Raw genomic sequence first — 18,030 nt, forward strand, 5'->3', positions numbered from 1 at the left:
CCCGACTGGAGATGCGATGACCTGCACCTGCACCCCCGCCCCGCACACCTCGCGCTCGCGCCGACTCGGCGACGAGTCCGGGGCCCCGTACGCGACCCTCTCCGAGGGCGAGCTGCGACGTGCCGCCGAGATCCTGCGTGCCAACGGGGCCCTCGGCACCGATCACCGCATCGCGTACCTCGGCCTCGACGAGCCGGACCGGCGCGATGTGCGGGCGGGGCGCACGGTGGCCCGGCGGGCTCGCGCGCAAGTGCTCGACGTGGCGACCGGCCACGCCCGCGACATCGCGGTCGACCTCGAGACGGGCACGCTCGTCCTCGACGCGCCCATCGACCACGACGACAGCGGACAGGTGCCGCTCCTGCAGGAGGAACACGCGCTCATCCGCGATCTGCTGGCGGTCGACGAGGACTGGATGGCGGCGCTGCGTCTGCGCGGGATCACCGACCCCTCCACCGTCGCCCTGGCGGGGCTCTCCGCGGGGCGCTACCCGATCGAGGGAGAGGAGGGGCGTCGGCTCGCACGCGTGCTCGCCCATCACCAGCCCACCCCGCAGACCATGCCGTGGGCGCACCCCATCGACGGTCTCGTCGCCTACGTCGACCTCGGCGCCCGTCGCGTGGCACGAGTGGTCGACGTCGAGGTCATGCCCATCCCGCAGGAGACGGCCGACTATCACGTGCCGGGGACGTTCGGCCCCGAGCGGACGACCCAGCGACCGATCGTGATCCAGCAGCCGGAGGGGCCGAGCTTCTCGTTCGACGGCGACGTGCTCACCTGGGAGAAGTGGTCGCTGCGCATCGGCTACGACATGCGCGAGGGGCTCATCCTCCACGGGATCGGCTTCGAGGATGCCGGCCGGACGCGCCCCGTCGTGCACCGTGCCTCGATCGCGGAGATGCTCGTCCCCTACGGCGACCCGGGTCCGGTGCGCTTCTGGCAGAACTACTTCGACACCGGCGAGTACCTGCTGGGTCGTCTCGTGAACAGCCTCGAGCTGGGGTGCGACTGCGTCGGCGACATCACCTACCTCGACGTCCCCATCGCCGATGCCCACGGCGAGGTCAAGGTGCTCCCCAACGCGATCTGCATCCACGAGGAGGACGCCGGGGTGCTGTGGAAGCACACCGAGCAGTTCACCGGCACGAGCGACGTGCGTCGTCAACGTCGACTGGTGGTGTCGTTCTTCGTCACCGTGGGCAACTACGACTACGGCTTCTACTGGTACCTGTACCTCGACGGCAAGATCGAGTTCGAGGCGAAGGCCACCGGACTCGTCTTCACCGCGGCCTATGACGAGCGCACCGCACGCTTCGCGAGCGAGCTCGCGCCGGGCCTGGCCGCTCCGTACCACCAGCACCTGTTCTGCGCCCGCCTGGACATGGCCGTCGACGAGGGCCCCGCGGTCATCGACGAGATCGATGTCGCGACCGTCCCCATCGACGACGGCAACCCGCACGGCACCGCGATCGGTTTCCGCTCGACACGACTCACCCGCGAGAGCGAGGCCGTGCGCCGCGCCGATGCCTCCGTCGACCGCACTTGGCGCGTGAGCAGCGCGGAAGCGACCAATCGCTTCGGCCGCCCGGTGTCGTACGTGCTCAAGCCCGAGGGCAAGCCCGTGCTCCAAGCCCACCCCGAGTCCGTGATCGCGTCACGGGCACGGTTCGCCACGTCCGACCTGTGGGTGACCGCTTACGACCCCGACGAGCGGTACCCCGCCGGTGCGGTGGTCAATCAGAGCGTGGGGGAGCAGGGACTCCCGGCCTTCATCGCCGACGATGCGTCGCTGGAACCCGCTGACCTGGTGTTGTGGCACACCTTCGGCCTCACGCACTTCCCCCGTCTGGAGGACTGGCCGATCATGCCCGTCGACTCCTGCGGCTTCGCGCTCACCCCGCACGACTTCTTCGACCGGAACCCGACCCTGGACGTCCCGGCGTCCGCATCGTCCTGTGCATGCGCCCACGAGGCGCCCACCCACTCGACGACCTCGCTTGACCCGCACCACTCGCACCACCCGTCCCACTCGCACCACCCGTCCCACTCGCACCACCTCCCTGTTTCGCCGTCGAGCCCCGCACCCTGATCCGCGGGCCGGCCCCTCGAGAGGAACCGCCATGAGAACACGCACAACCGCGGGAGCCGCGATCACCGCGATCGCCCTCCTCGCCCTGACCGGGTGCACCGGCGCATCCGGTCCCGCCCCCGCTGCCACGTCGGAAGAGGTCGCGCCCGGCTTCCTCGCTCTGGCCGATGAGTCCGCCCCCGCCGGGGGAGATCTCGTCGTGCAGGTCGACTACGACACCGCCGAAGCCGCCGGCCTGGATCCGCAGGCCGCGGCGACCGCTCGGTCGTGGATGCTCGAGGGCCTCGTCTACGAGACCTTGACCACGATCGACGAGAACCTCGACGTGGCTCCCGGCCTCGCCACGTCGTGGGAGACGCCGTCCGACACGCAGTACGTCTTCACCCTCGCCGACGACGCGGTCTTCTCCAACGGCCGGCCGATGACCGCTGCCGATGTCGTCGGCAGTCTCCAGCGCCTGCGCGACACCCCGGTGACCTGGACCGGCCAGCTCGGCCCGATCGCGTCCATCGAGGCGACGGGGGACCGCGAGGTCACCGTCACCCTGTCAGAGCCGTACACCCCGTTCTTGGCCGCCCTGGCCAATACGCCCGCTGCGATCCTGCCGATGGCCGAGATCGAGGCGGGCACCGTCGACATCACGACCGAGATGCTCGGCACCGGGCCGCTGGTCGCCTCGGCCCACCGTCAGGACGAGCAGTGGACCTTCGTCCCCAACGAGCACCACCCGGATGCCGAGTCCCTCGGCTTCTCGACCCTCACCGTCGACATCGTCGGCGATGAAGCGACGCGTGCCGCCGCGCTGCGGGACGGGTCGGCCGACCTCGCGATCCTCAACTCCACCGACTCGGCCTCGTTGCTGTCGGGGGCCGCCGATGTGCGTGTCGCGACACAGCGCAACACCGACTTCCACTACCTGATGATCAACTCGATCGGAGGGGACCCCGCACTCGCGGACGAGAAGGTGCGGTTCGCCCTGAACTCGGCGATCGACCGCGAGGCGATCAACACGCTGGTGTTCGGCGGCTCGACCGCCGTCACCGGCGTCACGCCCGCCGGACTCCCCGATTCCTGCGACCCCTCGATGCTGCCCTCCACAGCCCGCGATCTCGCCGCAGCCAAGAGCGCGATCGACGCCGTCGGCGGTCTCGACCTGAACCTGCTCGTCTACACCGACGAGCCCGTCCTGGCACAGATCGCGCAGATCATCCAGCAGAACCTCGCCGAGATCGACGTGAAGGTCTCGATCGAGCAGGTCGACTACGCGACGTACTCCGGGAAGGTGTACGCCGACCCCTCCGACTTCGACCTCGCTCTGAGCTGGTTCGCGGGCTACGCCGACCCGTCGATGGTCACCACCTGGTGGAACCCCTCTCTCGCGGGATTCTCGGCGGTGTACATGACCGGATCGAACGACCTGAACGCCGCGATCGCCGCGGGTGCGTCGACCCCTGCCGGTGCGGAGCGCGCGACGGCCCTCGCGGACGTGTGCGACCTCGCCGACCGGCAGAGCGAGATGGTGCCGCTGGTCCTTCGGCCCTCCACGATCGGCTGGAACACCGCCGAGCTCAGCCCCACCCTCACCGCCGACGAGGGATACGGCAACGTCCTTCGTCACATCGCCGAGTTCCGCGTCGGCTGACATGACCGTCGTCCTCTGGTCGCTCCGACGGGTGCTCGCGGCTCTCGCCACGCTCGTCGGGGTCTCCGTGCTCATCTTCGCCTCCGTGCGACTGATGCCCGGTGACTACACCGACCTCGTCCTGGGTCCGCTCGCCACCGAGGCGCAGCGGGCCCAGGCCGTGGCCGCATCGGGTCTGGATCTGCCGCTTCCCGAGCAGTACCTCCGCTGGATCGGCGGGGTGCTCACCGGTGACCTCGGTTACTCCTTCGTCTCCAACGTGTCGGTGACCGACGAATTCGCCGCGCGCCTGCCGGTCACCGCGACCATCGCGGCGATCACCGTCGTGGTCACGCTGCTCATCGGCATCCCCCTCGGCTTCGTCTCGGCCCTGCGGGCCGAGGGATCGGCGGGAGCGGCCGGCCGCCTCGTGAGCGCCCTGGGCATCAGCGTGCCGGAGTTCCTTCTCGCGGGGCTCCTCGTCTTCGCGGTGTCCACCCTGGGGCTGGGGATCTCGGTCGGGCAGTACTCGTCGTTCGCCGACGACCCGGCGCGCTTCTTCGGCTCTCTCGTGCTGCCGATCGTCGTGCTGTCCGTCGGGTGCGTCGCCGTCGTGGCCCGCAACACCCGCGACGCCGTGCTGAATGTGCTGGTGGAACCCCACGTGCAGGCGAGCGTCGCGCGAGGCGAGACGCCGATGTTCATCATCCGGCACCACGTGCTGCGCAACGCGGCTGTCCCGATCCTGACGATCGTCGGCGCCCTGGTCGCGGTGCTCCTCGGCGGCACCGTCATCGTCGAGTCCGTCTTCAACGTCCCCGGAATGGGGTCCTACCTGCAGACCGCGCTCGGGCGCCGGGACTACGGGATCATCCAGAACGCCGTCCTCCTGGCGGCGACCGTCTTCATCGTGACCGCCCTCGTCGTCGACCTGGTCTCGAACGCCATCGACCCGCGCCTGCGCCTGACCGGAGGGGGTCGACGATGACCATCACCCCCACCTCGACGCAGCGCCTGGTGAGCGCGCGCGACCGCACGTTCGGCGCGTGGCGCGGTCTCGACGGCCTCGCCCGGACCGCGATGATCGTCCTGGCCGCGCTCGTGCTGCTCACGATGGTCGCCGTGCTCACCGGCGTCTTCGGGTCGACGAGTGCGACCATCAGCGGACGCTTCGCGCCTCCCAGCCCGACAGCTCCTCTGGGCACCGACAACCTCGGTCGGTCCTTCCTGCCGCGCCTGTTCGAGGGCATCGCGACCACGCTGGTGGTCTCGATCGTCGCGGTGCTGTGCTCCGTGGCCATCAGTATCATCATCGGAATGGTCGCCGGGTACTACGGCGGCGCGGTGAGCGAGCTCGTGATGCGGATCGTGGACGTCCTCTACGCCTTCCCCGCCCTCGTGCTCGCCATCCTCGTCTCGGCGCTGCTCGGCCCGGGCCGGCCGGCGGCGATCATCAGCATCGTCGCCATCACCATCCCGTTGATGACGAGGGTCGTGCGGGTGGCGACCCGCACGATCGCCGAACGAGACTTCGTCGTCTCCGCGCGGATCAGCGGGGTGCGCACTCCCGTCATCTTCGTGCGACGGGTGCTGCCCAACATCGCCGGCACGGTCGTGGTGCAGGCCAGCTACGCGCTCTCGGTCGCCATCCTGGTCGAGGGCGGGCTCAGCTTCCTCGGCTTCGGAGTGCAGGTGCCCGAGGCCTCCCTCGGTCTGCTCATCCAGCAGGGGATGCTCGCGATGACCTTCGCCCCGCACCTGCTCATCGTGCCCGGCGCTGTGCTGGTCGTCGCGATCCTGTGCATCAACCTCATCGGCGACAGCTTGCGCGATCGCCTCGAACCCCGCGAAACGAGGTCCCTCACATGAGCGCCGTCACCATCCGCGATCTCGCCCTCGAATTCGATGATTCGCCGCCGGTCCGTGCCCTCGACGGTGTCGACCTCGAGATCGCAGAGGGTTCCTCGCTCGCCCTCGTCGGCGAATCGGGGTCGGGCAAGTCGACTCTCGCGTCCGTTCTCGGGCGGTTGCAGCCCCGTTCGGCACGGATCGTGCGCGGCAGCGTGCACGTCGCGGGTACCGATGTGCTCTCCCTGGATACTCCCGCCCTGCGCCGCTTCCGTCGCGACGAACTGGCCTTCGTCGCGCAGGACCCCATCGGCTCGCTCGACCCCACGATGCGCATCGGCCGCCAGTTGCAGCTCGTCCTGCAGAGCACCGGACGGGATGCGTCGCTCCGACGCCGGGTCGAGATGCTCGAGGCGATGAGGATCGCCGACCCCGAGCGCGTGATCCCGCTCTTTCCGCACCAGGTGTCGGGCGGGATGGCGCAGCGCATCGCGATCGCGCTGGCTCTGTGCCGTGGGCCCCGTCTGCTGATCGCGGACGAGCCGACCGCGGCGCTGGACTCGCAGGTGCGCGAGGAGGTCGTGCGGCTGATGTTCGATCAGGCGCGAGCTCTCGGCACGACGATCCTGTGGCTCAGTCACGACCTCCCCGCTGTCGCGCGATGGTGCGACGACGTCGCGGTGATGTACGCCGGACGCGTCGTGGAGCGCGGGCGTGCCGCCGATGTCCTGGGCGCACCCGTGCACCCCTACTCCCGTGCCCTCGCCGCGACCGACCCCTCACGGGTCAGCCAGGGGGAGCGGCTCGTCAGCATCCCCGGCGCGCCTCCGGTCCTCCACGGCGAGGCGGTGGGGTGTGCGTTCGAGTCGCGCTGTCCGTCGCGGATCGACGCGTGCGCGCGCACCCGGCCGCAACCGCTGGGCCCCCGTGCGACCCTCTGCATCCGGACCGACGAACTCCGCCCCCGCGTCCGCGAAAGCGAGGTGTCCGCGTGAGCGCCCCCGTGATCTCGCTCGACGACGTGTCGGTCCGTTTCTCGTCGGGCTTCGGTCCGACGCGGCGCGCGATCTCCGCGATGGACCACGTCTCGTTCGACATCGCGGCCGGCGAGACGCTCGGCCTTGTCGGCGAGTCGGGCTCGGGGAAATCCACGACCGGCGCCGTCGTCCTGGGACTCCAGCGCCCCGACGAGGGACACGTCCGCTTCGAAGGCATGCCGCTGGCGCGCAATCTGCGCGCGCGAGCCGGTCGCATCCAGGCGGTTCTGCAGCACCCGCGCTGGGCTGTCGACCCGCGATCGAGCGTCATCGACGCCGTCCTGGAACCGCTGCTCGTGAACGGTCGCCGCTCGCCCGCGACGGTGGCACAGGCGCGACGGATGCTGGACGCCGTGGGCCTGCCCGCCTCTTTCGACCAGCGCCGCCCGCACCAGCTCTCGGGCGGTCAGCTGCAGCGCGTCAGCGTCGCACGCGCGCTCGTGACGCGCCCCGCGTTCGTCGTCTTCGATGAGGCGGTCAGCGCTCTCGACGTCTCGGTCCAGGCGCAGATCCTGAACCTGTTGCAGGACCTCCAGCGCGAGTACGCCTTCGCCGCGCTGTTCATCTCGCACGATCTCGCCGCCGTCCGCTACATCTCGCATCGTGTCGCGGTCATGCAGCGCGGCCGCATCGTGGAGCTCGCCCCGACGAGCGTCTTCTACGACTCACCCGCTCACCCCTACTCGCGTCAACTGTTCCAGGAGCTCACCTCATGACCCCGTCTCCCCGCCTCGCCCCCGTGCGCACGCACGGCGCCCGCCTGTCGAACGCCGACTTCGCCCTGCAGCCGGTGCACGGCACCGACCGCGGTCGGGTCGCCTATGACTTCCCGGGTGTGCTCGTGGGCACCGCCGAATACGCGGAGGGTCCGACCGGGGCGACGGTGCTGTCCGTCCCGCGCGGGGCCCGCACCTACGCCGACCGCCGCGGCGGAGCGGTCGGCGCGAGCGGACTGTACGGCTTCAACCACGCGATCTGTCTCGCCGGTGGCTCGGTCTACGGGCTGTCCGCCGTCGCCGGGGTCTCCGAGGCCCTGTTCGACGTGGTGGACCACCGCGCCGGCTTCGACGAGCTGCAGCTGGTCTCGGGAGCCATCATCTACGACTACTCGGTGCGCGAGAACGGCGTCTTCCCCGATGCCGCCCTCGGGAGGGCCGCGTACGGCGCCGCTCGTGACGGCGTCGTCGAGGTCGGACGCGTCGGTGGTGGAGCCGCGGCCTCCGCCGGGAAGGTCGACCCGTCCCGCGTGGAATTCACCGGCCAGGGAGCGGCTTTCCGGCAGGTCGGCGACGTCAAGGTGCTCGTCGTCACCGTCCTCAACCCGTACGGCGTGATCGTGGACCGCGAGGGGCGGATCGTCCGGGGCAACTACGACGAGCGCACGGGGGAGCGTCGGCATCCCGCCGCGGACTACGAGGAGGCGATCGCCGAGACGCGCCTGGTCGCGCCGGTGTCGGGGAACACGACCATCACCGCGGTGGTCACCAACGTGCGCCTGAGCGACACCGACCTGCAGCAGTTCGCGCTTCAGGTCCACAGTTCGATGCACCGTGGCATCCAGCCCTTCCACACCTCGATGGACGGCGACACGCTGTTCGCGCTGACCACCGACGAGGTGGACCTGCCGGTCGATCCGGCGACCTCGCGCGGGCGGCTGTCGCTGAACCCCACCGCCGTCGCGACCCTCGCGGGCGAGACGGCCTGGGACGCGATCCTCTGCGCGGCGGGCTGAGTCGTGCACGAGTTCCCCGCGTATCTCGCTCCGTCGCAGGTCGAGGTCACCGACCTCGTGCGTCGGCATCCGTTCGCCCTGGTCGTCTCCGGCGGAGGTTCCGACGCTGCTCCGATCGCGACGCACACCCCGGTGATCATCGAGGACATGCCCGATGACAGCACGCTCGTGGGGGCCGAGCTCCTCGGCCACATCGCGCGGAAGAACCCGCAATGGAAGACGCTCCGCGACGGGCAGCCGGTGCTGCTGGTGTTCTCCGGCCCGCATGGATACGTCTCACCCACGGCGTACGCGGACGATCCGAACGTGCCCACGTGGGACTATGCCGCGGTCCACCTCACCGCGCGCGTGACGGTGCTCGACGACCGCGACGCCAGCATGCACGTGGTGACTCGGACGGTGCAGGAGCTCGAGGCCCTCGAACCGACCGCGTGGGACGCGTCGTCGTCGCTCGCGACCTTCGAGCGCATCGTCGGCGGCGTCGTGTCGTTCCGCTTCGACGTCATCGAGCAACGCGCCGTGTTCAAGCTCAGCCAGGACAAGCCCGCCGACGTGCGGGCGCGGGTCGTGGCGGCCGCGCGCTCGCGGGGCGACCGTTACGGCGACGTCGCGAGTCTCATCGAGAGCGTGGGGAGAGACGCATGATTGTGCACGAGTGGTCGGCGGAGGGGACGGATGCCGAGGCCGAGGGCCGCCGTCTGGGAGCCGCGTGGGCTCCCCAGCTGCATGCCGCCGTCGCCTCTTACCGCACCCTGTTCGAGCAGTCCGGGGTGGATGCGGGGATGGTCGGCGAGATAGCCCGGGAATGCGGCGAGGCGACCGAGCAGTTCGCGCCGGAGGTCGCCGCCGAGTTCCGCGGGGTCGCGGACGGCAGCGGACTCGACCCGGAGGCTGTGCTGCTGCTGACCTCTCGGACCGAGGTGCTCGCCCGTATGACGCCGTCGATGGAGTGCTCGACGATCGTGCACGTACCGGCCGCGGATGCCGCTCCCCGCACGCTGCAGACCTGGGACTGGCACGAGACGCTCTCGAACGAGACCCTCGTGCGGCGTTGGCGCACGAGCACGGGCACCCGGGTCGCGGCCTTCTGCGAGTTCGGGCAGCCGGCGAAGATCGGTGTGAACGACCGTGGTCTGGGCGTGCACTTCAACATCCTCCACCACCGTTCGGACGGGTCGCGGGTCGGTGTGCCGGTGCACGTGCTCTCTCGCATGATCCTCGATCGGGCGAGCACCCTCGACGAGGCCGCCGCCCTCGCGCGTGCCGTGCCGCTCGCCGCGTCGAGCGTGCTCACCGTCGTCGTGCAGGGGGCCGCTGCCGCCATCGAGGTGACGCCCGACGGTGTCGCGGTGCTCCCGGTGGGCGCGGGCGACAGTCTCGCGCACACGAACCACTTCCTCGACGCGCACCTCGCGGCGGGCGAGTGCTCGCCGTATGAGACGACCAGCGTGCCGCGGTACGAGTGCCTCGTCGACAACGCCGCACTCGCCCGGATCGTCGCACCGCGTGAGCGGGCGCGCGCGTTCGGCGCGGTGTCCGGGCCGGGGATCTCGGTGCGAGCTCGCGCCGAGCAGCCGGAGCATCTGCGGTGGGAGACGAAGCTCACGGTGGCGATCGACGTGGACGCCGCGGCGCTGGAGTTCGCCGCCGGGGCCCCGGCTGACGTCGACTCGCTGCCCTGGCGGCGCTTCGCCGCGCGCTGAGCCGGTGCTGTCCGAGGCACTTCACGGTGGGGCGGCTCTCGCGACGGCCGCGGCGACGGCGACGCTCCTCGTGCCTCCGCGTCGGGAGCACGGGGCCGCCGTGGGCGCTGCCGTCCTCATGACGGCGGCCATGGTCGACACGATCCTCGGACGCCGGATCGACGCGGTCTGGTGGGTCTCGGCGCAGATCATCGTCGCGGTGGCGCTCGCGGTGGCGGCCAGGGTCGCCGCGGGCTCGCGTCGCGCGCCGGTCTCGACGACGACCCTGCACGAGTCGATCGCGCTGCTGTTCATGGCGGCGACGATGGCCCGCATGGTCGCGGGGCAACCCGGAGCGGCGCATCATCACGTGGCATCCGACGGGCTGGGCGCGACGGTCGCGGTACTCTTCCTGCTCTATGCCGGCGTCACGGTGCATCACGTTCGCGAGCGGCGAGGGATCTCTCATCGCCTGCACGCTCTGCTGATGGCTGGGGCGGCGACGATGATGCTCGCCGCGGGCTGGTCGGCGTGACCCGGGAGCGCGCGACGACCAGCGACACGAGGACGAGTGCGATGCCGAGGGCTTGGAGCGGCGCGAGGGACTCGCCGCCGACCAGCACTCCGAGCACGACCCCGGTGACGGGATTCAGCAGCCCGATGATCCCGACGGTGCCCGCCGGCAGGTGGCGAAGCCCGGTGAACCAGCACACGAACGCCAGCGCGGTGGCGACGACGGCGATCCCCGCGTAGGCCGCGACGCCGATCGCATCCACGCGCGGGGGCGGCCCCTCGACGATCGCCGCGGCGACCACGAGCGCGATCCCTCCGGCGATGAGCTGCCATGACGTCGTCGCGAGCAGCGGGGAGTCGTCGCGCCACCGGGTGGTGAGGATCGCCCCGAGCGACGACGCGAGCAGAGCGATGACGGATGCCACGACCCCGGCGGGCGACACGGCGCGTGCCCCGAGCCCGACGACCAGCAGCACCCCCGCGATGCCGAGCACGGCCCCGGCCGCCCACCGCGCGGTCGGGCGCTGGGACAGGAGAGGCCAGGCGATGCCGGCCAGGGCGAGCGGGGCCAGCGCCATGATCGACGCCGCGATGGACGACGGGAGCAGTTGCGCCGCGAGGTAGACGAGCACGAAGAAGGCGCCGAAGTTCAGCAGTCCCAGGACGGGGGCCCGCCACCACCATGAGCCGCGCGGCCGGCGTCGGGCGATCGCCCACAGCAGGAGTCCGGCGGGCAGGGCGCGCAGCGCCGCGCCCCAGAGCGGTGCATCGGGTGGGAGCAGGTGTCGCGTGACCACGTACGTGGCACCCCACGCGATCGGGGCAACCGCGGTGATCGCGACGAGCCGCCATTTATCTTCCATGGAAGACAGTATAGTTTCCGCGGAAGGTATCATGGATGCCATGACCGACCACGTCGATGAACTCGTCGCGCAGTGGGCTGCCGAGCGTCCCGACGTCGACGCCTCGCCGATGCAGATCATCGGGCGCATGAGCCGCATCGTCGACCGCCTCGAGGCCGAGTTGCTCGCCGTGTTCCGGCGCTATGGCCTGGGCGAGGGGGAGTTCGACATCCTCGCCGCGCTCCGTCGGAGCGGCGAGCCCTTCGCGTGCGCACCCGGCGAGCTCGCGCGGCACACGATGGTGACCACCGGCGCGGTGACCAAGCGCGTCGACCGGCTCGTGGCATCCGGGCTCGTGTCGAGAAGCGCGAGCGACGACGACGGCCGCGGTCGGGTGGTGTCGCTCACGCCGGCGGGCCGGCGGGTCATCGACGAGGCGCTGGTCGCCCACGTCGAGAACGAGGAGCGCCTGCTGTCGGCGCTCCGTCCGGCCGACCGTCGTGCGCTGGAGGCGCTGCTGCGCAACTGGGGGTCTGCCCTCGGCGTGTAGGCGCTGAGGCTGTGCTGACGCTTCCGGTGCCGCCGCCGTGCCCGCGCTTGTTTGCCCCTATTTGTCGTGCGGCGCATGCTCCGGCGACCACGTGCGGCAAGTCACGCCCCGACGCCGTCGCGCCCGTCCCTGGTTTGCCTCAATTTGACGTTCGTCGCACGCTCGTTTGACCGCGTGCGGTAATTGACGCCCCGACGCCGTCGCGCCCGCGCCTGGTTTGCCTCAATCTGACGTTCGGCGCATGCCAGGGCGACGAAGTGCGGCAAATGAGGATTGCCGACGCCGGCGCGCCCGCGCCTCAGTTGCCCATGTTTGTCGCGTGGCGCGTGCTCAGGCGACGAATTGCGGCAACTCACGCACGTGTCTTCCGCTACGACAAGCCGCCCGCACGGGCGATCGCCTCGCACGGCGCATCCCGCGCGCGACTCACGCGCCCTTCAGCGCCTTCGCGATGCGCTGGATCGACACGGGTTCCGCGGTGCCGAGGCGCTGGGCGAACAGGCTCACGCGCAGCTCCTCCAGCAGCCACCGCGTCTGCACGAGGTTCGCCGGGGCGTCGGCGGGAAGAGGCACCGTGCCTCCGGCCTCGACGAAACCGGCGGCGGCGCGCTCGTACTCGGTCATGCGCTGGCGGTCGCGGCCCGGGTTGTCCGAGAGCGTCTTCACCCGCTCGAGCGCACCGGCGAGGTAGCGGGGGTAGTGCTGCAGGCGTGGGATGCCGGTGCGCGAGAGGAAACCGGGGAACAGCAGCCCCTTCACCTGGCCGCGCACGTCGTTGAGCGCTCCGAGGAGCGTCATCGACGCGGCATCCTTCATCGCCCTCTCGACCTCGCGCTGCGCGAGCAGGATCTTGGCCGCGAGCGACACCGTCTGGAACGTGCGCTCCACCGAAACGGAAGAGAACGCGTCGCGCACCCGCTCGAAGTCCCCTCGGGTGCGCACGGCGCCGTCGCGCCCGAGGATGTCGTCGGCCAGGGCCGCGCGCGCATCCTCGATCAGGGCTTTCGCGTTCTGGTAGGGGGATGCCGCGAGCGCGAGCTTCTCGTTCGCGGTGAGGTGGTCGAGAACGTAGATGGCGGGGGAGGGGACGGCCAGCAGCATCAGGCGACGGATGCCGGCCCGCGTGAGCCGCGCGGCGTCTTCGGGTGTCGCCTCGACGCGCAGAGCGACGCTGTCGCCCTCGTCGACGAGCGCCGGGTAGCCGCGTACGACGCCGCCGGCGACGGGGGTGTCGACGACCTCGGTGAGCTCGTCGAGGTCCCAGGTGGTGAGCTTCGTGCGCGAAGCGAAAGCGGGGGAGGCCTGGGCGACCTTCGCGGCCCTCTGCGGGGGCCGAGAGATCGTCGACTCGACGCTGGAGCGCGCCCGGTCGGCCAGTCGTCGCTGCAGCGCACCGAGGTCGCGGTCGCTGCCGACCGCCCGGCCCCGGGCATCGACCGCTCGGAACGAGGGGAGGAGGTGCGCGGGAACGCGCTCGAGCTCGAAGTCGGCCGCGCTCACCCGCTGGTTCGCGACGCGCTGCACCAGGGCGGCGAGGGCGTCGACGAGCGTCGTTTTCGGGAGGCCGTTCGCGTGCTCGGGGCCCTTCTCGGCGAGTTCGGCCGAGAACTTCTCCGCCCAGTCGGCGGCCGGCACCACGTTGCGGCGGATGGTCTTCGGCAGGGCGCGAAGCAACGCGGTGACGAGCTCGTCGCGCATTCCGGGCACCTGCCAGTCGAAGCCGTCGGGGCGCAGCTGCGCGAGCAGGGGCAGCGGCACGACGACCGTCACGCCGTCGTCGGGGGCGCCCGGCTCGAAGCGATACGCGAGGTTCAGGGTCTGATCGCCCTGCCGCCAGCGCGCGGGGAAGGCCCGGTCGTCGCCCTGCGCTCGGTCTCCGGTGAGGTCGGACTCGCGCAGGTCGAGCAGGTGCGGTGTGCGGTTCGAGGCATCCTTCCACCAGGTCTCGAACGAGCGGACGTCGGTGACGTCGGCGGGAATTCGGGCGTTGTAGAACGCGAACACCGCTTCATCGCCGATGAGGATGTCGCGGCGGCGCTCGCGCTCCTCGATCTTCTCGAGCAGGCGGCGCTGCTCGACGTTGCGGCGGAGGAACGCCGTGAGGCGCTTGTCGAGGACCGAGGGGTCCCACTCGCCCTCGACGAGGGCGTGGCGGACGAACATCTCGCGGGCGAGAGGGCGGTCGAAGCGCGCGAGCTGGACGCGACGCCGGCCGACGAGCTCGACACCGAACAGCGTGACCTTCTCGTACGCGGCGGCGGAGCCGGCATCCTTCGACCAGTGCGGCTCGCTCAGCGAGCGCTTCACCAGGTCGGGGGCGAGTTCCTCCGCCCACGCCGGGTCGACGGCCGCGACCGTCCGCGCGAACAGGCGCGAGGTCTCGACGAGCTCGGCGGCCATCACAGCCGAGGGACGCTTCTTCTTCAGCCCCGAGCCGGGGAAGATCGCGAACCGCGCGCCGCGGGCGCCGATGTACTCGCCCTTGACGGGGCGTGCGTCGCCCGGGGTCTTGCGGTCCTTGGCCTGCGCCATCGTGCGCGGATCCAGGATGCCGATGTGCGACAGCAGTCCGGAGAGGATCGCACGGTGGATGGCGTCGCCGGCGGCGTGGCCCTCCGGTGTGTCCCCCGAGGAGCCTCGTCCCACTTCTGACGGTGCGTGTCCCGAATTGTGCTGCTTCGAGCGCTCCGCACCGGCCATAAGTGGGACATGGTTCTTCGCGCCGCGCCCGGAAGCGCCGCGCCCGCCGTCGCCGGAGCCGGGGCGCTCGCCCGAGGCGCCCAACGAGCGCAGCTGCCGGTGCACGTCGACCCACTCGCGCACGCGCACGTAATTCAGATGCTCGCTCCGGCACAGGCGCCGGAACGCGCTCGAGCCGAGCTCGGCCTGCTTCTCCTGCAGGTACTCCCACAGGTTCAGCAGCGAGAGGAAATCGCTGGTCGGGTCGGTGAACCGGGCGTGGAACCGGTCGGCTTCCTCGCGGCGGTCCTCGGGGCGCTCGCGCACGTCCTGGATGGACATGCCGGAGACGATCGCGAGGACCTCGGCCGAGACGTCGTTCCGGCGCGCCTCGATGAGCATTCGCGCGAAGCGCGGGTCGATCGGCAGCCGCGCGATCTCGCGGCCGATCTCGGTGAGGCGGGGACCGTCTTCACGCCCGCCACCGCGCGACGGGTCGCGATCGGGTCGGTCGTCGCGCGAGCGCGCCCCCGGTGCCGGCAGCTTCACCGCGCCGAGCTCGACGAGCAGGTCGAACGCCGCCTTCACACCGCGCGAATCGGGCGGGGTCAGGAACGGGAAAGCCTGGATGTCGCCGAACCCGAGCGAGAGCATCTGCAGGATCACGGATGCCAGCGACGTGCGCAGGATCTCGGGTTCGGTGTACTCCGGCCGACGCGTGAAATCGTCCTCGGAGTAGAGGCGGATCGCGACACCGGGCGATGTGCGCCCCGCGCGACCGGATCGCTGCTGCGCCGAGGCCTGGGACACGGCCTCGATCGGCAGCCGCTGGATCTTCGACCTGTTGCTGTACCGCGAGATGCGGGCTGTGCCGGTGTCGATCACATACCGGATGCCGGGGACGGTGAGACTCGTCTCGGCGACGTTGGTGGCGAGGATGACACGGCGGCGAACGCCCGCGACGGTGGAGCGCTCGAAGACGCGGTGCTGCTCGGCGGCGGACAGGCGCCCGTACAGGGGGAGGACCTCTGTCGGCGCGGCATCCTTCTGATACGCCCCGCGGATGGCATCCGCCGCATCCCGGATCTCCGCCTCACCGGGGAAGAACACGAGCACGTCGCTCGCGGGCTCCCGGTCGAGCTCGCGGAGCGCCGCCACGACGGCCCCGACCTCGTCGGCGTCGTCGCCGTCGCGCGTCGCGCGGGCCGAACTCCTGACTTTCTGCGGCGCTGCGACCCCGCGGCCACGGGATGTCGCGGCGTCGGAGCCGTCGGCATCCGGATCCTCAGGAGTTTCGCCCGCACCGTCGGCGCCATCCAGCGGCCGGTACCGGATCTCGACCGGATACGTCCGCCCCGACACCTCGATCACGGGCGCCGGCACCGGCTCGCCGCCCGGCTCGGCGGGCGGCGCGGCGAAGTGGCGCGCGAAGCTCTCGGGGTCGATCGTCGCCGAGGTGACGATGACCTTGAGGTCGGGGCGCTTCGGCAGGATGCGGCGGAGGTACCCGAGCAGGAAGTCGATGTTGAGCGAACGCTCGTGCGCCTCGTCGACGATGATCGTGTCGTAGCGGCGCAAGAGCCGGTCGCGGTGGATCTCGTTGAGCAGGATGCCGTCGGTCACGAGCGCCACACGTGTATCGGCCGACACCTTGTCGGTGAAGCGCACCTTGTACCCGACGGTCGAACCGAGGGGCACCCGCATCTCTTCGGCGATGCGCTCCGCGATCGTGCGCGCGGCGATGCGGCGGGGTTGCGTGTGCGCGATGGAGGTGCGGCCGAGCTCGAGGCAGATCTTCGGCAGCTGCGTGGTCTTGCCCGATCCGGTCGCGCCGGCGACGATCACGACCTGGTGGTCGCGGATGGCGCGCGCGATCTCGTCCCGCGCGGCGCTGACGGGTAGCTCGGGCGGGTAGACGATCACGGGTTCGACAGACACAGCCTTCCAGCCTATCGCGGGGTGGCGCCTCCGCGTCCGGCCCCAACCGTTCGCGTCAGCGCGTGAGTTGTCGCGATTGGTCGCGTCGGGCGGGGTGTGGCGCACATATGCGGCAAGTCAGTGCGACGTTCGAGTGCCCGCGGGGCGTTCGTTTGCCGCGAGTGGCCGCGTCGCGTGGGGGGTGGCGCACATATGCGACAACTCAATGTCGGACCGTGTGGGTTTCGCGAGCGGAGAGGGCGGCTTCGACCCGCGTGGATTGCCGCGGTGTGTCGCTTCGGAGGGCGGAGAAGCGACGTTTTCCGGCAGATGACGCGGACGGGCGTCAGGGCATCGCAGCCTTCGCTGCCAGGATCCGGGTCACCGCCGCATCCACCTTCGCGGCGAACGCGCTGTCGTTCTGCGCCTTCGACAGCACGGCCTGGCGCATCTCGGGGTAGACCGACGAATCGGCCGAGACCAGCAGCAGGTCGATCCCCGCCTCGATGGCGAGTGTTGCGCGGTCGGCGGGCGACCACGCCTGCACCTGTTGCGCGGCGGAGAGGTCGTCCGTGGTCACGACTCCGTCGAAGCCGACCGTGTTGCGGAGCACGCCGACCACTGTGGGCGAGAACGCTGCGGGCGCCGAGGAGTCGATTTTCTCGTAGATCGCGGTCGACAGCATGACCACGGCGGGTCCCTCCGGCAGCACCGTCGAGTACACGCCGACGTCGGCGCCGTCGGCCGTGACGAAGTCGTCCGTCACCCCGGCGGTCGTATCGGTGTTGTCGCCCACGTGCCCGAGCCCGGGGAAGTGCTTGAAGGTCGGAAGCACGCCGCCGTCGCGCATCCCGGCGGCGAACGCCCCGGCCTTGGCCGCGACCGTCGCCCCGTCGTAGCCGTACTCGCGCTCGAGTTCGCCGATCGGCGGGTTGCTCTGCGCGGTCTCGGGGCTCGTGACGATGTCGGCGACGGGAGCGAGGTTCATGTTCACGCCGGCCTGCGTGAGCTGCCCGCCCCAGGTCGCGGCGTTGCTGCGCAGGGTCGCGTCGTCCTGCTGCCCCTGGTCGACCGCGGAGGGGATCTCATCGAACCCGGGTCCGCTCAGTACCTGCACCTCGCCGCCCTCCTGGTCGGTGGACACCCACAGCAGCGGCTGACCCGCGGCCTGCGCCGAGGTGAATGTCGACACGAGCTGGGCGGTCGCCTGCGCGCCGGCATCCGATCTCCCGTGCAGGAAGATCCCGCCGATGTGATCGTCCGCGACCGCCGAGAGGGTGGTCTGGTCGGCTCCCTCGACGGACGTGCCCACCATGAACATCTGCCCGACCTTGTCGTCGAGGCTCATCCCCGCGAGCGGGTCGGTCGTGGGCGTCGGCGTGGGTGTCGGTGTGGGAGAGGGGGATGCCGTCGGACTCGGCGTCGGAGCGGGATCGGGGACGCACCCGGTGAGCGCGAGCGCGGTGAGCACGAGAAGGGCGGAGGTCCGTGTGGCGGTCTTCACCCTCCGATGCTCTCGC

At 70.9% G+C, this 18,030-nt stretch carries 14 protein-coding genes; 11 read left to right on the top strand and 3 right to left on the bottom strand.

From position 1 onward, the window contains the following. The first annotated feature begins 16 nt into the window (after positions 1-16). The 10 genes from NS283_RS11075 to NS283_RS11120 are packed head-to-tail and all read left to right on the top strand — an operon-like array spanning position 17 to position 10,544. Positions 17-2,089: a primary-amine oxidase gene (locus NS283_RS11075; protein WP_081317387.1), complete on the top strand. Its 2,073-nt coding sequence runs from the start codon at positions 17-19 to the stop codon at positions 2,087-2,089. Positions 2,090-2,120: 31 nt separating this feature from the next. Further along, entirely contained in the window at positions 2,121-3,731 is a 1,611-nt protein-coding gene (locus NS283_RS11080) for an ABC transporter substrate-binding protein (protein WP_058596922.1), read from the top strand. Position 3,732: 1 nt separating this feature from the next. Beyond that, a complete protein-coding gene (locus tag NS283_RS11085) occupies positions 3,733-4,698 on the top strand; it encodes an ABC transporter permease (RefSeq protein ID WP_058596923.1) in 966 nt (321 codons plus the stop codon). After that, entirely contained in the window at positions 4,695-5,579 is an 885-nt protein-coding gene (locus NS283_RS11090) for an ABC transporter permease (RefSeq protein ID WP_081317388.1), read from the top strand. Before NS283_RS11085 ends, NS283_RS11090 begins: the two co-directional genes overlap by 4 nt. Then, positions 5,576-6,553 (top strand): ABC transporter ATP-binding protein, encoded by a 978-nt coding sequence (locus NS283_RS11095; RefSeq protein ID WP_081317389.1) that lies wholly within the window; start codon positions 5,576-5,578, stop codon positions 6,551-6,553. The genes NS283_RS11090 and NS283_RS11095 overlap by 4 nt, the downstream gene beginning before the upstream one ends. After that, positions 6,550-7,311, top strand: coding sequence for an ATP-binding cassette domain-containing protein (locus NS283_RS11100; RefSeq protein WP_058596924.1), 762 nt, complete (start codon positions 6,550-6,552; stop codon positions 7,309-7,311). The genes NS283_RS11095 and NS283_RS11100 overlap by 4 nt, the downstream gene beginning before the upstream one ends. Beyond that, positions 7,308-8,327, top strand: a complete 1,020-nt coding sequence (locus NS283_RS11105; protein WP_058596925.1) for a P1 family peptidase — start codon at positions 7,308-7,310, stop codon at positions 8,325-8,327. Before NS283_RS11100 ends, NS283_RS11105 begins: the two co-directional genes overlap by 4 nt. A 3-nt stretch (positions 8,328-8,330) precedes the next feature. Beyond that, positions 8,331-8,972, top strand: a complete 642-nt coding sequence (locus NS283_RS11110; RefSeq protein WP_058596926.1) for an FMN-binding negative transcriptional regulator — start codon at positions 8,331-8,333, stop codon at positions 8,970-8,972. Further along, on the top strand, positions 8,969-10,030 hold the full coding sequence (locus tag NS283_RS11115) for a C45 family autoproteolytic acyltransferase/hydolase (RefSeq protein WP_081317390.1): 1,062 nt from the start codon (positions 8,969-8,971) through the stop codon (positions 10,028-10,030). Before NS283_RS11110 ends, NS283_RS11115 begins: the two co-directional genes overlap by 4 nt. Before the next feature lie 4 nt (positions 10,031-10,034). Then, the gene (locus NS283_RS11120; protein WP_058596928.1) at positions 10,035-10,544 is read left to right on the top strand and encodes a hypothetical protein; all 510 of its coding nucleotides are present in this window, start codon (positions 10,035-10,037) and stop codon (positions 10,542-10,544) included. On the opposite strand, the gene NS283_RS11125 is transcribed toward NS283_RS11120, so the two are convergent. Then, a complete protein-coding gene (locus tag NS283_RS11125; protein WP_081317391.1) occupies positions 10,438-11,385 on the bottom strand; it encodes a DMT family transporter in 948 nt (315 codons plus the stop codon). The genes NS283_RS11120 and NS283_RS11125 overlap by 107 nt on opposite strands. Positions 11,386-11,425: 40 nt before the next feature. Here NS283_RS11125 and NS283_RS11130 point away from each other — a divergent pair, with 40 nt between their 5' ends. After that, positions 11,426-11,914 (top strand): MarR family winged helix-turn-helix transcriptional regulator, encoded by a 489-nt coding sequence (locus NS283_RS11130; protein WP_081317393.1) that lies wholly within the window; start codon positions 11,426-11,428, stop codon positions 11,912-11,914. Positions 11,915-12,340: 426 nt separating this feature from the next. Here NS283_RS11130 and NS283_RS11135 read toward each other — a convergent pair whose 3' ends face one another. Continuing rightward, positions 12,341-16,531 (bottom strand): DUF3418 domain-containing protein, encoded by a 4,191-nt coding sequence (locus NS283_RS11135; RefSeq protein ID WP_058596931.1) that lies wholly within the window; start codon positions 16,529-16,531, stop codon positions 12,341-12,343. A 325-nt stretch (positions 16,532-16,856) separates the two neighbouring features. After that, a complete protein-coding gene (locus tag NS283_RS11140) occupies positions 16,857-18,014 on the bottom strand; it encodes a glycoside hydrolase family 3 N-terminal domain-containing protein (protein ID WP_058596932.1) in 1,158 nt (385 codons plus the stop codon). Positions 18,015-18,030: the final 16 nt, after the last annotated feature.

Source organism: Microbacterium testaceum, assembly GCF_001476285.1.
GTDB lineage: Bacteria > Actinomycetota > Actinomycetes > Actinomycetales > Microbacteriaceae > Microbacterium > Microbacterium testaceum_B.

Excerpts from the sequence above, each read along its gene's own strand:
- NS283_RS11125 (WP_081317391.1), bottom strand. The coding sequence starts at position 11,385 with ATGGAAGATAAATGGCGGCTCGTCGCGATCACCGCGGTTGCCCCGATC.
- NS283_RS11090 (WP_081317388.1), top strand. The coding sequence starts at position 4,695 with ATGACCATCACCCCCACCTCGACGCAGCGCCTGGTGAGCGCGCGCGAC.
- NS283_RS11080 (WP_058596922.1), top strand. The coding sequence starts at position 2,121 with ATGAGAACACGCACAACCGCGGGAGCCGCGATCACCGCGATCGCCCTC.
- NS283_RS11115 (WP_081317390.1), top strand. The coding sequence starts at position 8,969 with ATGATTGTGCACGAGTGGTCGGCGGAGGGGACGGATGCCGAGGCCGAG.
- NS283_RS11085 (WP_058596923.1), top strand. The coding sequence starts at position 3,733 with ATGACCGTCGTCCTCTGGTCGCTCCGACGGGTGCTCGCGGCTCTCGCC.
- NS283_RS11130 (WP_081317393.1), top strand. The coding sequence starts at position 11,426 with ATGACCGACCACGTCGATGAACTCGTCGCGCAGTGGGCTGCCGAGCGT.
- NS283_RS11105 (WP_058596925.1), top strand. The coding sequence starts at position 7,308 with ATGACCCCGTCTCCCCGCCTCGCCCCCGTGCGCACGCACGGCGCCCGC.
- NS283_RS11075 (WP_081317387.1), top strand. The coding sequence starts at position 17 with ATGACCTGCACCTGCACCCCCGCCCCGCACACCTCGCGCTCGCGCCGA.
- NS283_RS11095 (WP_081317389.1), top strand. The coding sequence starts at position 5,576 with ATGAGCGCCGTCACCATCCGCGATCTCGCCCTCGAATTCGATGATTCG.